Consider the following 14,006-nt stretch of genomic DNA (forward strand, 5'->3'; position numbering starts at 1 on the left):
ACGCCCCGCCGCGGCGGGGGCCGCGGCGGGGCGTTCGTCAACCGGATCGTCGGTTTGCCGGGGCGATCGCTCAGGCGAACCGCGTCTTGCCGGGCACGGGCGTGGGCGGGACTTCCAGCTGCTGATCCATGCTGGAAACCGTGTCCGGGCCGTACTGCTTGTTGCTGGTGAGCATCTGCTCCCAGCTGATCTCCTCGCCGGTGTAGGCGGCGTCGCGGCCGAGGATGCCGCAGAGGGTGGAGAGGGCCATATAATCCACGTCGTTGGGCGTCTCGCCCTTCCGCAGGGCCGCGAAGAACACGTCGTGTTCGGCCTGGTGCATCTGCGTGACGCCGCGGTCGCGGTTGCGGAACTCGTTCTCGCCGGTGATCTGGAACTTCATCAGGTCCGACGTGCCCTTCGTGCCGTACACGAGGTTGCGGTACTTGCCGGGCGTGCCGGGCTGCTGACGGGTGGTGGCGTGCATGGTCACGCCGTCGCCGAACGTATAAACGCAGGCGAAGTGGTCGTAGATGTTGCCGTTCGCCTCGCCGACGCGGTTGATCCGCCCGCCGGTGGCGATGCAGCTTTGCGGGTATTCGCCCTTCGCCCAGCAGAGCATGTCGAGGTCGTGGACGAACTGCTCCACGATAAAGTCGCCGGACAGCCAGATGAGGTTATACCAGCTGCGGAGCTTCCACTCCGTATCGCTCCATTCGTCCCGCTTGGGCAGGGTGCGTTCGTAGTCGCTGTGGCGGATCGAATCGAGGGCGACGAAGTCGCCGATCGCGCCGTCCTGCAGGCGCTTGACCAGGTCGACCATCCGGGTGTCGTACCGCCAGCAGAGGCCGCCCAGCAGGCCGACGTTCGTTTCCTTCGCCTTCTGAATGGTGTCCAGCACGCGGCGGACGCCGGGGGCGTCGACGGCGACGGGCTTCTCGAAGAAGGTGTGAATGCCGGCGTCCACGCAGGCTTCGAGGTGCTCCGGCCGGTAGTAGGTGGGGGTCGCCAGCAGGATCACGTCCGGCTGCATGGCGATCAGTTTTTGATAGCCGTCCAGCCCGAGGAACGCCGTCTCCGGGGTGACTTTCACGCGGTCGGCGACGTCGGAGACCGCCAGGCCCTGCAGGCAGCGGTCGATCTTGTCCTGAAACGGATCGGCGACGCCGACCAGCACGGCGTTCGGCTCGGCCCGCAGCGCCTGGGCGGCGGCGCCGGTGCCGCGGCCGCCGCAGCCGACCAGCCCGATCCTCAGCGGGCCGCCCTCTTGAACGTGGGCCCCGGCCAGCGGGGTGACGCCCAGGGCCGCTCCGGCGGCGGCGGCGGTGGACAGGAACGTACGACGATCGGACATGGTTCGCAGTCTGGTGGAAGGCAGGGGATGCGGTCAGGCGAGAGGGCCGCGGCGGGAAAGTCACCATAGCGGCCCCGTCCGGGCGCCGCACGTGCTTTCGTACCGCAGTGTCAAGTGGTCGTCAGGCGGTCGTCAGGTGGCCCGGGTGCGTTGGTGCTGGCCGAGATAGCCGACGACGATCGTGTCCGCCGCGCGGTCGTAATGAAACGCCAGCCGGATCGACAGCCGCGGGTCCTTATTATTCCCGCCCCGCAGGTGCCGGGTCAGTTGGACCTCCTCCCCGCCCCAGACGGTGCGGTAGTCCTCCGGGAACTGGCCCATCGTGCTGGGGGACTGGTTCGGGCTGTAATGCAGGCCGCATTGCCGCACGCACTCCGCGTCCAGGTCCGTGCAGGAGGCCCGGCCGGCGAGGGCGTCCCGCAGGGTGGTCGCGAGGAACTTCAAGCCGAGATAGACCCGGTCTGGGCGCCGGTAGGGGTAGCCCTCCCGCACGCTTTTGGAATTGAAGGCGAAGGCCAGCGCCTGCGGGAACTCCTCCGCGGCCCGGGCGAGGGCGGCGTCGACGCTGTCGGCGTAGCGGTGAACCGCGGGGGCGTCGGCGTTGTCGTCCTCCTCCTCCGCGTCCGCCGCCGGATCGGGCAGGTATTCCAGCACCCGGGCCAGGGCCGCGGCCCGCACCTCGGTCGATTCGACGGACGCGGCGCCGGGCTCGGCGGAGGCCTCCGCCGTTCCGTTTAACTCCGTCTCGTTCGATTGGGCCTCCTCCGGCTTCGCGTCGGCCAGACGGCGGGCGGCGGCCCGCAGCGGGGCGAGGTCGTCCGGGACGGCGTCGCGGAACCGGACGTCGCTGGGCGGCACGCCCAGCGCCAGCAGCCGGGCGGCGAACTTGCCCATCCGGCCGGCGTGATAGTCGAAGCGGTCCGGCATTTCGTCCTCGGCGTGGGAGGCGGCTTTGGCCGCCGCGTAGGCGAACTTCTTGAACGCCTCCCGCTCCGCCTTCCCCCGCCCGCGGGCCGCCGCCGCCGAATGAATCCGCGACGCCAGATCCGCGTGGTCGAACGGGTCCGCGTGGCTGCCCTCCCGCAGATAATTGCGGATGAAGTAGGCGATCCCGGTGCGGGCGTCGGAAATGTCCCGGATCGTTTTATAGACCGCCACCTGATCCCGGTCCGGCTTCTCCCGCAGGTTCCGCACGACGATCAACGCCATCGACTGAGCCTCCGCGGTGAGGTCCAACGCGGCTTTGAGGTGATCCAGCTCCTCCCCCCGCTGCGCCGCGTGGCCGTCGCCCTCGACGGCGGAGAGATACCGTTCCAGGGCGGCGTCCAGCAGCAGGGCGGCGTCGGCGAGCACCTCGAAGACCGCGGCGGCGCGCACGTAGTCCGCCGGGGCGGAGCCCGGCGGCGCCGGCTCGAGCAGCGGCCAGAGCGCGTCCCCGGGGTCGGCGGTCGCCTCCAGCGCCTCCCGCCGGGTCCGCAGCGGGCCGGTCTCCGCGCCCGCGGCGAGGCGATCCGCCGCCCACCGCAGCGCGTGGGCCTTGGTGCGGCAGCGGTCCGGAATCCTCGCCAGCCCGCGGACGTCCTCGGATTGCAGGGTGGACGCCTCGTCCAGTTCCGCGGTCAGCGACCCGGCGGCGGCCGCGGGTGCCGCGGCGCTCGCCCCCAGCGTGAGGCGTTCCTGAATCTCGCCCAGGGAGGCCCGCGGTTCCGGGGGCGGCGGCGCGGCGGCTTCGTCCGGCGACGGCTTCGCCGGGGGCCGGGCGACCGGGGCCGGCGTCGCGATCCGTGCCGTCACCGCCGACGTCGCGGAGGAGACGGCGCGACCGTCCAACGACTCGCCGCCCGGCGCTCCCCCGATCGGCGCTCCCCCGGTCGGCGCCTCCTCTTCCTTTTCCTTGGTGGAGCCTTCCTTGGCGGAGGCGCCGCCGGAGGACCGCTCGTCCGTCGCGGCGGGCGGGGCGGCCTCGGCGGCGCGGCGGGCGGCCTCGGCCAGTTCGCACAACGCCTCGCGGACCCCCGGATCGGCGGCGACGCGGGCCAGTTTCGCGGCCCAGCCGTCGTCCGCCGCCCGGACGGCCCGCACGGCCGTCCGCATCGCCGCCAGCGCCAGCGCCTCCCACGGATCGCCGGCGTCGGCGCCCGGGCGGGATTCGTCTCGCTCCGCCGTCGCCTGCGGGCGATCCTCCCGCGGCCCCTCCGACCGGGAGGGCGACTCGTCCGCGGATCGGTCCGGTCGGGCGTCGTGGCAGGCGCCCGGCCGGGCGTCGTCACGGGAGCGATCGTCTCGGGCACTGGCGCGGGGGCGTCCGCCAAGCGTGCGGACGGCAGGAGGCGAGGTGGGCATCCGGGCGGTCCGGGGCTGGAGTACGGTGAGCGGGATCAGGGTCAGGGGAAACCGGACGAACCGTCGCGCGCGGGCATTGGCGAGGGAACGGCGATGTGCTAGCACCAACCTCCCTCCGGACGGACGAGGGCCGGGTTTCCCCGATCCATCGACCGTCCCGCCGCCCCACGCGGCGAATCGACCCGCCGGTCCCGGCGGCCGACCGCACAGTCTGCCGCCCCCGCCCCCGCCCCGCCATCCGTCCCGTCACGCCCCCGCGCCGGCTCTCGCGTGTCGCGTCTCTCCGCGTCGCGGCGCTGCTGTGCGCGGCCGCGGCGGCGGGCGGACTGAGCGGCTGCGGCAAGACGATCACCCGGGAGGCCACCCAGCAACTGCTCACCGCGGACAGCATCGACCGGGCCGTCGCGCAGTTGGATCTCTCCCCGTTCGAGGGGCGGTCGGTCTATCTGGACACCGAGCTGCTGGAGCACAAAAACCTGGACGCCATGGGCGTGGGCGGGCAGAACTATCTGATCGGGTCGCTCCGCCAGCAGTTCATGGCCGCCGGGGCGAAGCTGGAGGAGAAGGCGGCGACGGCGGAGTTCGTCGTGGAGGCCCGAGCCGGGGCGGTGGGCAGCGACGCCCACGAGGTGGTGTACGGCATGCCGGCGAACAACTTGCTGTCCTCCGCCGCCACCCTCGTGCCGAACAGCCCGCCGCTGCCCGCGATTCCGGAACTGTCGCTCGCCAAGAAGTCCCAGGAGCACGCCGCCACCAAGCTGCACCTGTTCGCCTACCACCGGGAGCGGCGGGAGATCGTCTGGCAGAGCGGCGAGGCCGCCGCCAACTCCGAAGCCTCCCACACCTGGCTGCTGGGAGCCGGCCCCTTCGAGAAGGGCCAGATTTACGACGGCACCCGGTTCGCGGGCGAACGGGTCTCCATCGTGCCGAAGTGGCTCCGCCGAAAGGAGCGCGACGGCGAGTTCGATCCGATCGCCTCGTTGGACAACTATAACGAGACCCGCGTCTACGGCTTCGATGCCCCCCCGCCGGAGCCGGTCCCGACGACGGAGCCGGTCTCCCCGACAGACGACGGCGTCAAACTGGCCTCCGCCGAGAAGCCGGCCGACGACGCCGACAAGCAACCGGCCAAGCCGGCGCAAGAGGACAAGGCCGCCGACAAAAAGCCCTCCGCGGAGACCGCCGAAAAGGCCTCTCCGAAAGAGGATCAGGACGAGGACCAGAAAACCGCCGACGCGGACGCCGACCCGAAGCCGGCCGACCCGCCGGCGGCGACCTAGCTGGCCGTCGGGCCGATCCCGGCGCGTCGCTCCCCGGGCGGGGCCGCGACGGCCCCGCTTGACGCCGCGGAGCGTCGCCCGGTCCACTGGCGAGCGGTTCCCGTTCGTCTCGCCCGAGCTCGCCCGATGTCCGCCGCTCTCACGCTCGCCCTCCTCTGCGCCCCCGGGTTCGCGGATCCCGCCGCCGAACCGATCGAGCTGTTCGACGGCTCCAGCCTCAGCGGCTGGACGCCCGTGCTCTCTAAAGACGACGTCGACCCGGCGACCGTCTGGAGCGCCAAGGACGGCGTCCTGAGCTGCACCGGCAAGCCCAGCGGCTATATCAGGACGGACAAATCCTTCAAGAACTACAAGCTGTCCGTCAAGTGGCGCTGGACCGGGACCCCCGGCAACAACGGCGTGCTGGTGCACGCCACGACCCCGAACGCCCTGGGCGTGTGGCCGAAGTGCCAGGAGGTGCAGCTCGCCAGCGAAAACGCCGGCGACTTCTGGGTGATCGGCAGCGAGATCTCGATCCCGCTCGAAGGCGTGCCCGGCTACGAGAAAATGGTGCAGGGCCGTCGCCACCTGAACTTCGTCGACGGCGCCGAGAACCCGCCCGGCGAATGGAACGAAATGACCGTCATCTGCCGCGACGCCACGATCACCGTGCTGGTGAACGGCCAGCTGGTGAACTACGGCTTCGACAGCAGCGTGACCGAGGGCAGCGTCTGCCTGCAAAGCGAGGGGGCGCCGATTGAATATCGGGAGATCGTGCTGACCCCGCTGAGCGGCGACGAGTAACGGTCGCCCCCGCCGGCTCCCCGTCGTTCTTCGATGTTACGCCCGCGTCCGGTTTTGCCGGACGCGGGCGCTGTTCAATCGCCGCTTCGACCCCGCCCCGGTTGAGCCCCCCAGGCCCCCCGGGCTACCCTTGTCGCTACAGTCGTTTCGCCTTCCCCGGGGCGTCGCCCGCGCGTTCCGGCCGTCGTCCCGCCGCTGAAAACCGCCTGCCGATGACCCGTTCTTTGCTTCTCTCCGCCGCGGTCCTGTGGGCCGCGGCGTTCGGTCCGTCGGCCTTCGGGCAACTCTCGCCGACGAAGGACAACGGGCCGATCCCGGACAACGCCAAGTACGGCCAGGCGGACAGCTTCCGCGAACTGACGGAGATCCTGCCCACCCCCAACGATTACCGCACCGCCAGCGGGGCCCCGGGGCATGAGTACTGGCAGCAGCGGGCCGACTACGACATCGCCGTCACGCTGAACGAGGAGGAGCACACCCTCACCGGCGCCGAGACGATCGTCTACCACAACCACAGCCCCGACCGGCTGGAATACCTGTGGTTGCAGCTCGACGCGAACCTGTTCACCCCGGACAGCCTCGCCCGCCGCACCGCCACCGGGCCGGACGATCTGTCGGAGGACATGACCTTCGACGCCCTGAAGCAGATGCTCGCCGCGGAGACGTTCGACGGCGGATTTAAGATCGACAAGGTCGCCGTCGGCCCCCGCGGCCAGGGCGGCGCCGACCTGCCGTACACCGTCGTCGACACGATGATGCGCGTCGACCTCCCCAAGCCGCTGGAGCCGGGGGCGAATTACACCTTCAACGTCGCCTGGCATTTCACGCTGAACAACAGCGAGGAAATCGGCGGCCGCACCGGCTACGAGCCGCTGGAGGACGGCAACGATCTGTTCTGCATCGCCCAGTGGTTCCCCCGCATGTGCGTCTACGGCGACGCCGTCGGCTGGCAGCACAAGCAGTACTACGGCCGCGGCGAATTCGCCCTGGAACTGGGCGATTACGACGTGACGATCACCTGCCCCGCCGACCTGGTCGTCTCCGCGACCGGCGTGCTCCAGAACCCCGCCCAGTGTCTCACCCAGACCCAGCGCGACCGCCTGGAAACGGCGAAGACGTCGAAGGCCCCCGTCTTCATCGTGACCCGGGCGGAATCCGACGAGGCCCGCAAGACCCGCAACGAGGGCGGCGGGACGAAAAGCTGGCATTGGAAAGCGGAGAACGTCCGCGACTTCGCCTTCACCGCCAGCCGGGCGTTCATCTGGGACGCCTGGGGCAACACCGTCCCGGATGAAGACGCGAAGAGCGGAGAGCACTTCACCATGTGCCAGAGCCTCTATCCCAGCGAGTGCGAACCGCTGTGGAGCCAGTACAGCACCCAGGCGATCGCCCACTGCATCGAGGTCTACAGCAAGTTCACCTTCCCCTACCCGTACCCCAACGCGATCAGCGTCTACGGGGTCGTCGGCGGGGGGATGGAGTACCCGATGATCTGCTGGAACGGCCCCAAGCCGGAGGAGGACGGCACCTACGACGCCCGCACGAAATACTTCCTGATCTCCGTGGTGATCCACGAGGTCGGGCACAACTGGTTCCCGATGATCGTCAACAGCGACGAACGCCGCTGGACCTGGATGGACGAGGGGCTCAACACCTTCCTGCAGTACCTCGCGGAGCAGGAATGGGAGGACGAATACCCCTCCCGCCGCGGCCGGCCGGAGGACATCACGACGTTTATGAAGAGCACCAACCAGGTGCCGATCATGACGAACTCCGAGAGCCTGCTGCAATTCGGCGCCAACGCCTACGCCAAGCCGGCCACGGCGTTGAACATCCTGCGGGAGACGGTCCTCGGCCGGGAGCTGTTCGATAAAGCCTTCAAGACCTACTCCCGCCGCTGGAAGTTCAAGCACCCGGAGCCCGCCGACTTCTTCCGCACGATGGAGGACGCCAGCGGCCGGGACCTCGATTGGTTCTGGCGGGGTTGGTTCTACACGACCTCCCACGTGGACCTGGGCGTTTCCAACCTGCGGGTCTACACCGTGGACGCCGGCGATCCCGTGGAGAAAGAGAACCGCGAACGGACCGAGGAGGAGGCCGAACCCAAGACCCTCTCCGACCTGCGAAACGAAGAATTGCCCAAGCGGATTGACTCGTTCCCGGAGCTGGAGGACTTCTACAATTCCTACGACGAGTTGAAGGCGACCAAAAAGCAGATCAAGACCTATAAGGAGTTCCTCGAGGGCCTGAACGAGGAGCAGCTCCGCCTGCTCAAGAACGACGCGAAGTTCTACGCAATGGACCTCACCAACGACGGCGGCCTGCCGATGCCGGTGATCCTGAAGCTGACCTACGCGGACGGTTCGACCGAGGAGGTCCGCATCCCCGCCGAGATCTGGAGGGCGAACAACCAGAAGGTCACGAAGGTGTTGATGCGAAAAAAGGCGATCGAAAAGGTCGAATTGGACCCGAACCGCGAGACCGCGGACGTCGACCGCAGCGACAATATGCTGCCCCGGGAAATCGTCGAGAGCCGCTTCAAACTCTTCAAGAAGAAGTCCGACAAAAACCCGATGCAGGAGGCTCGCGAAGCCGAGGCGGAGGACGCGAAAGAGAAGGCGGCCGCCGAGAAGGCCGCAGCGGAGAAAGCCGCGAAGACGGACACCGAAGACCCCGAGGAAGCGGCCGAGGAGAAGGCCGAGGCGGAGGCACCGCGGTCCGAAGCCTCCGGCGACTGACGCCGGCGATCAGCGGAGAAATCACGACCGGGGGCGTCCGCGCGACGGACGCCCCCGGCTTCATTTCCGCGTTTTCAATTCGGCGACGAACGGCTGCCGCTCGACGCCCGGCTGCGTTTTGCCGGTCCGTTCTGTCGCCGGTCGTGCGGCGCCGCGGCGGGGGGCGAGACGCAGCGACGCGACAGGGTCGCGGCCCACGTCAGGCGAATGTCCAGGGGAAAGGCGAGGTGAGAAAGTTTGAGCGCAGCCAAAGCGCTTTGCCCGTCGGCCACGGGAGCCGAGACCGCCGCGGCCGCGCCGGCGGCACGTAACGGGCCGTCCGACGGACCGAGGCGACGGCCGCAACGCCCTTCCGCGCAGGCGTGCGGCCCCGACGCGTTCAACAGGCGAGGAAGTCCGTGACCGTCCCGCTCTGAGTCATAAAACTCCGTCGGTCCCCGCGGATCGGCAAACCGATCCGGCGCGGCTCGCCGTCCCGCACGACCGCTCACGTCTGTGTCTGCGATTGCGTTTCCGCCCCCCGTCCGGCGGGGCGCTCTATAACTCAGGCGAACAGGACGACCGTTGCGGTCCACAGGGCCGCCGCGATTGCGGCGGCGAGGGAGGCGGGCACCAGCTGCGTTTTGACGTGGTCCATCAGATCGCAGCCGGTGGTCATGGCGCTGAGGATGGTGGTGTCGGAGATCGGGGAGCACTGGTCGCCGAAGACGCTGCCGTTCAGCACGGTGGCGAAGCAGATGGACATAAAAAGCTCCGGGTTGGTCACGTCCCCGGCGCCGGCGACCTGCCAGGCCAACGGCATCGCCAGCGGGAAGGCGACGGCGAACGTGCCCCAACTCGTGCCGGTGGAGAAGGCGATCACCATCGTGATGAGTTGCAGCGCGACCGGCAGGGCCGCGGCGGGGATTCGCTCGCCCAACGACTCCACCAGATAGACGCCCGCCCCGACCTCCCGGCTGACGCCCCCCACCGTGACGGCCAGCATTAACACGACCGACGCCAGCACCACGCCTTTCAACCCGTCGCCGACGCCTTCGATCAGGGCGCCCAGACTCATTCCTTTAAACAGTGCCGTTAAGGCGGAGGCGAGGAACGCCGCCCCGAACGCCCAGTTGACCTTCGGCGACCCGGTCGCGACGAACGTGCCCACGGCGACGCCCACCAGCAGGAGGAACGGCACGAAAAACTCCAGCACGTGCGGCCGATACCCCGGCGGCACCCGCGTCGCGGCGAGTTCCTCGGAACTCAGCGGCGAGACGCCCGGGGCGTCCAGCTGCCCCGTGGTGCGGGCCCGCTGCATCGCCGCCCGGATCCCCCTCCCCGAGAACCGCGTATAATCAAGGCTCAGCAGAAACGTGCCGGCGATCGCGAGCAGGGCGTAGAAGCTGAACGGCACGCTTTTAAAGAAAAAGGCGATGCGGTCGTCCTCGGTCGCCAGGAAGCTGACGCCGGGCACGAAGATCAACGCCTGCACGTAAACCGGCCAGGCGTTGAACGCCAGCACCGCCGCGATCGGCGAGGCGGTCGAGTCGACAATATACGATAGCTCCTCATGGCTGACCCGCTCCCGGTCGGCGACCGGCTTCACGATCGTGCCCACCAGCACGACGCTGACCGTGCCGCCCTGAAAGAACAGCACGCCCAGCAGCCAGGCGACCAGCTTGGCGGTCCGCGGCCCCCGCACGAAGCGCCGGGTCATGAATTCGGCGAAGGCCTGCGCCGCCCCGGTTCGGGACCAGACGCCCATCAACCCGCCCAGCAGCCAGAGATAAAGCAGCAGAACCGTGGCGGCGCTTTTGCTGGCCAGGCTGGGCAGCAGCACCGCGTCCGTAATATCGAACCGCCCCAGCATCAACGCCCCGACGACCACCGACCCGAGCAGCGCCGACAGCGGCTCTTTCGTCAATAAACACAGCCCCACGGCGATCGCCGCCGGCAGCAACGACCACAGGCCGTAGTGTCGCCCCGGTTCCAGCAGGGAATACCGCACCCCGGCGGCGTCGCCTTCGCCGCTGGACTCCGCCTTAGACTCCACGCTGGTCTCCACGACCCACTGCCGCTCGAGCGGCGGCTCGCCGGAAAGATCCGCCAGCGCCTCCGCCCGCAACGGCGACGTGTCGTAGGGCACGACCTCCCCAACGGGCAGTTCCTCGCCGCTGTAGCGATACGCCAGTTCGCCGGATTCGTTTTGATAGACGTTGAAGGTCGTCTTCTGCTCCCGCCATTGCGGAGCGACCTGCGAGTAGACGAAGACCCCGGCGGCGAGGCCGCCGAGCAGCACGACCGCGGCGAGCAGGTGCGACGGCCGAAGCCGTTTCGCGACGGCGGCGGGAACGGCCGGCGGCTCGACCGGCCCGACGGCCGCCTCCTCGACGACCGGCACCGGCTTCGCCGCGGCATCGCCCGGGGGCGGGTGCGTCCGTGTCATTCCTCCTCCTGCGAGGCGGCTTCGATAAAGGCGGCGAGCAGCTTCCGCTGCAATGGGTCCTCGGGCGCCAGCTTTTCCGGGTGCCATTGCACGCCGATGAGGAAGCGGTCCGGGTCGGTCGTTTCCGTGGCCTCGATCACGCCGTCCGGGCTGCGGGCGACGACGCGGAGGCCCTTCCCCACGTCGCGGACCGCCTGATGGTGGTACGAATTGACCTCCAGCGACGTGCAGCCGAAGACCTTCGCCAGGCGGGAGTCCGGTTCGAGGGTCACCGGGTGCGTGACGTCCCGGTGCACGACGCCGAATTCCGAGGGGATGTCCTGCACCAGCGAGCCGCCGTGGGCGACGTTCACCCACTGGCTGCCCAGGCAGATGCCGAGCAACGGCTTGTCGGTGCGTTCGATCCAGGCGGAGATCAACGCCTTTTCGAATTGATAGCGGTCGTCGTCCAGAACCTTGGTGGTCGGGTGCGGCGCCTCGCCCCACTCCGACGGCGGGATGTCCGCCCCGCCGGGCATGAGCAGGCCGTCCAGCAATTCGAGATAGTCCTCGACGGCGTCCGGGCTGCCGTCGACGTTCGGCAGGACGACGGGAACCCCGCCGGCGTCGCGGATGGCCCGGACGTAGGTGTCGCCCGTCAAGCTGGCGATGCCGATGACCGGCCGGCGGACGGGGCGCTCCGCGGGCGTCGCGGCGGCGTCGGCGACGGGCAGACGCTCCGGGGCGAGGCGGAGCGACTGGGCCCCGGCGGTGGAGAGCCAGCCCGCCGGTCCGCCGAGGCCGCCCACGAGGACCAGGCCCAGGGCCGCCAGGAACGTGCGTCTCGTCATCAAAACCTCGGGGCGGAAAGAGTGACTGCGACGTCGGAGAGGGCCGGCGTCGGATCATAAAGCTCCACGCCGTTGCCGGGGCGGTCCGGCAGGCGGACGACGCCCCGATCGACGACGGCCCCGTCGGCGGCGTCGCGGGCCAGCAGCGTCGCCCCGTCGAGGTCGGCGTAGTCCAACAGCGGCAAGGTTTGAGCCGCCGCGGAAATGCCGACGGAGCTTTCGATCATGCAGCCGACCATCGTTTTCATCCCCAGCGTGCGGGCCCGCCGCAGCATCCGCACCGCCGGGGTCAGGCCGCCGCACTTCGACAGTTTGACGTTAATGCCGTGGAACGAACCGCGGCAGCGGTCCACGTCGGCTTCGACCCGGCAGCTTTCGTCCGCAATGACCGGCAGGGCGGAGCCTTCGAACACGCGGCGGTGATCGGCGGCCGGGGCGTCGGCCGGCAGGGGCTGTTCGAGGAACTCGACGCCGAGTTCTTTGAAAGCGTGCGAGTTCTTGATCGTCTCCTCGACCGTCCAGCCGCAATTGGCGTCGACGCGGAAGGGGGCCGTCGTTTCCTCTCGGAGCTGACGGACGATCTCCACGTCCCGGTCCGTGCCGAGTTTGATTTTATAGACCGGCCAGCCGGGCCGTTCCCGGAGTTTCGCGACCATCCGCTCGACGGAGTCGATGCCGACGGTGTAGCTGGAGGGCGGCACGCGCTCCCACCGCAGGCCGAGCAGTTCGTACGTCCGCCGGCCGGCGAGCTTGCCGTACAGGTCGTGGGCGGCGGCGTCGATCGCGGCGAGGACGAACGCCTCCCCCTCCAAGGCCGGGCGGAGCCGGTCCCACAGGCCGGCGGGGTCGCCGAACTGATAACTCTCGATCAGCGGCGTACAGCGTTCGACGGCGGCGGTCATCGCATCGAGCGTGACGCCGTAATAGGCGTGCTCCGTCGCCTCGCCGTACCCGCACACGCCGTCGCGCTCCAGCGTGACGATCAGCGACCGCTGACAGGTTTTCGTGCCCCGGGCGATCGTGAAGGGATGCTCCAGGGGAAGTTCGACGCGATGGAGTCGGACGGTCGTCAATTTATACTCCGATCACGTCCCGCCGCAGCTCGGCCACGGCGTCCGCGAGGATGCCGGCGCCGTGGCGGTAGACGTCGCAGACCGGCAGGCCAAGCTCGGCTTGAATGCGATCGCGTTCGGCCTCGGCCTCCTCCGCGGAGACCTTGCTGCCGTTGATCGCCACGCCGATCACCCGGCAGGGCTGCCGCAGGGAGGCGAGGGTTTCGTACACGTCGATCAGCCGGCGGTGCGGCGGGATCTCGAAGCCGTCCAGCCCCTTCACCCGGGTGCGGCCGACCTCGTAGCAGTAAATCAGCCCGTGCGGGGCGCAGCCGTGCAGCAGGCCGGTGGTCACGCCGGAGAAACTGGGGTGGGAGACGCTGCCCTGCCCCTCGATCAGCAGCACGTCGTGGGCTTCGTTCCGCCGGACCAGCACCTCGGCGGCGCCGTTGACGAAGTCGGAGACGACGCAGTCGATCGGCACGCCCTCGCCGGCGATCATGATGCCGGTCTGGCCGGTGGCGAGGAACTTGGCGTCCACGCCGCGGCGGACGAGTTCGCGCTCGAGTTCCAGCGTGACGACCATCTTGCCGACGCTGCAATCGTGCCCGACCGCGTGCACCCGCAGGCACCCGGGGCGGAAGGGGAGGCCGGTGGAGGTATCACGTTCGCGGTTCTTGCGGACGTCGATCAGCGCCGCCCCGCTCTCGGCGGCGAGTGCGGCGAACTCCGGATCCTCGCCGAGGAAGTCATGCATGCCGGAGACGACGTCCGCCCCGCGCCGCAGGGCGTCGCAGATCAGGCTCCGCCACGCCTCCGGCAGGCGGCCGCCGGGCGCCGCGATGCCGAGGAACACGGCGTCCGCGTTCAACCCCTCCAGGCCGGCGACGACCGGCGTGTCGCCCCCGACGCCGAACAGGTCCGCGGCCGTCTTGCCCGCCTCGCCGGCGTCGAGCACGGCGACGACGTCGTCCGGCCGGTACCGGAGCAGGCTCATCGCGGTCTTGGCGTAGAACGGCCGGGAGAACCCGTCCGTCAGCAGGGCGATGCGGCGATAGTCCGCCACGCCCCGGGGAGACGCCCCGCCGGCGTCCGGCGGGCCGGGAGGGGTCGGGGGCGGGACAGACGGCGCGGCGGTCACGGGAGGTCTCGGGCGGGCGGAACGCCGATTCAAAATACGGCCTTTCGGTGCCGGCACACTACGCAGTTGCGTAGTCCT

General features: G+C 69.6%; 9 protein-coding genes. 3 read left to right on the plus strand and 6 right to left on the minus strand.

Features of this window, described 5'->3' with window-relative positions:
- Positions 1-70 precede the first annotated feature (70 nt).
- Entirely contained in the window at positions 71-1,333 is a 1,263-nt protein-coding gene (locus tag CA12_RS03970; RefSeq protein ID WP_145357588.1) for a Gfo/Idh/MocA family protein, read from the minus strand.
- Positions 1,334-1,465: 132 nt separating this feature from the next.
- Complete coding sequence (locus CA12_RS03975; protein ID WP_145357589.1) at positions 1,466-3,676, minus strand: hypothetical protein; 2,211 nt, start codon at positions 3,674-3,676, stop codon at positions 1,466-1,468.
- A gap of 95 nt (positions 3,677-3,771) precedes the next feature.
- Between CA12_RS03975 and CA12_RS03980 the strand changes: the two genes are divergently transcribed.
- The 3 genes from CA12_RS03980 (at position 3,772) to CA12_RS03990 (ending at position 8,477) form a co-directional block, all read left to right on the plus strand.
- Positions 3,772-4,956, plus strand: a complete 1,185-nt coding sequence (locus tag CA12_RS03980; protein WP_145357590.1) for a DUF6655 family protein — start codon at positions 3,772-3,774, stop codon at positions 4,954-4,956.
- A gap of 126 nt (positions 4,957-5,082) precedes the next feature.
- Entirely contained in the window at positions 5,083-5,739 is a 657-nt protein-coding gene (locus CA12_RS03985) for a 3-keto-disaccharide hydrolase (RefSeq protein WP_145357591.1), read from the plus strand.
- A gap of 212 nt (positions 5,740-5,951) precedes the next feature.
- Positions 5,952-8,477, plus strand: a complete 2,526-nt coding sequence (locus CA12_RS03990) for a M1 family metallopeptidase (RefSeq protein ID WP_207622140.1) — start codon at positions 5,952-5,954, stop codon at positions 8,475-8,477.
- 544 nt (positions 8,478-9,021) lie between these two features.
- Here the strand turns inward: CA12_RS03990 and CA12_RS03995 are convergent.
- Genes CA12_RS03995 through CA12_RS04010 form a run of 4 tightly spaced genes read right to left on the minus strand, consistent with a single transcriptional unit; the run spans position 9,022 to position 13,928 of the window.
- Positions 9,022-10,905, minus strand: a complete 1,884-nt coding sequence (locus CA12_RS03995) for a Na+/H+ antiporter NhaC family protein (protein ID WP_145357592.1) — start codon at positions 10,903-10,905, stop codon at positions 9,022-9,024.
- The gene (locus CA12_RS04000) at positions 10,902-11,735 is read right to left on the minus strand and encodes a gamma-glutamyl-gamma-aminobutyrate hydrolase family protein (protein ID WP_145357593.1); all 834 of its coding nucleotides are present in this window, start codon (positions 11,733-11,735) and stop codon (positions 10,902-10,904) included. Before CA12_RS04000 ends, CA12_RS03995 begins: the two co-directional genes overlap by 4 nt.
- Positions 11,735-12,808, minus strand: a complete 1,074-nt coding sequence (locus CA12_RS04005; protein ID WP_145357594.1) for a dipeptide epimerase — start codon at positions 12,806-12,808, stop codon at positions 11,735-11,737. Before CA12_RS04005 ends, CA12_RS04000 begins: the two co-directional genes overlap by 1 nt.
- 1 nt (position 12,809) lies before the next feature.
- Positions 12,810-13,928: a DUF1611 domain-containing protein gene (locus CA12_RS04010; RefSeq protein ID WP_242688116.1), complete on the minus strand. Its 1,119-nt coding sequence runs from the start codon at positions 13,926-13,928 to the stop codon at positions 12,810-12,812.
- Positions 13,929-14,006: the final 78 nt, after the last annotated feature.

The sequence above is a fragment of the Alienimonas californiensis genome, assembly GCF_007743815.1.
In the GTDB taxonomy this organism is placed as follows: domain Bacteria; phylum Planctomycetota; class Planctomycetia; order Planctomycetales; family Planctomycetaceae; genus Alienimonas; species Alienimonas californiensis.

What these genes read in the sequence shown, in the direction of transcription:
- CA12_RS03970 (WP_145357588.1), bottom strand. Translation starts at nt 1,333, where the DNA reads ATGTCCGATCGTCGTACGTTCCTGTCCACCGCCGCCGCCGCCGGAGCG.
- CA12_RS03975 (WP_145357589.1), bottom strand. Translation starts at nt 3,676, where the DNA reads ATGCCCACCTCGCCTCCTGCCGTCCGCACGCTTGGCGGACGCCCCCGC.
- CA12_RS03985 (WP_145357591.1), top strand. Translation starts at nt 5,083, where the DNA reads ATGTCCGCCGCTCTCACGCTCGCCCTCCTCTGCGCCCCCGGGTTCGCG.
- CA12_RS03990 (WP_207622140.1), top strand. Translation starts at nt 5,952, where the DNA reads ATGACCCGTTCTTTGCTTCTCTCCGCCGCGGTCCTGTGGGCCGCGGCG.
- CA12_RS03995 (WP_145357592.1), bottom strand. Translation starts at nt 10,905, where the DNA reads ATGACACGGACGCACCCGCCCCCGGGCGATGCCGCGGCGAAGCCGGTG.
- CA12_RS04000 (WP_145357593.1), bottom strand. Translation starts at nt 11,735, where the DNA reads ATGACGAGACGCACGTTCCTGGCGGCCCTGGGCCTGGTCCTCGTGGGC.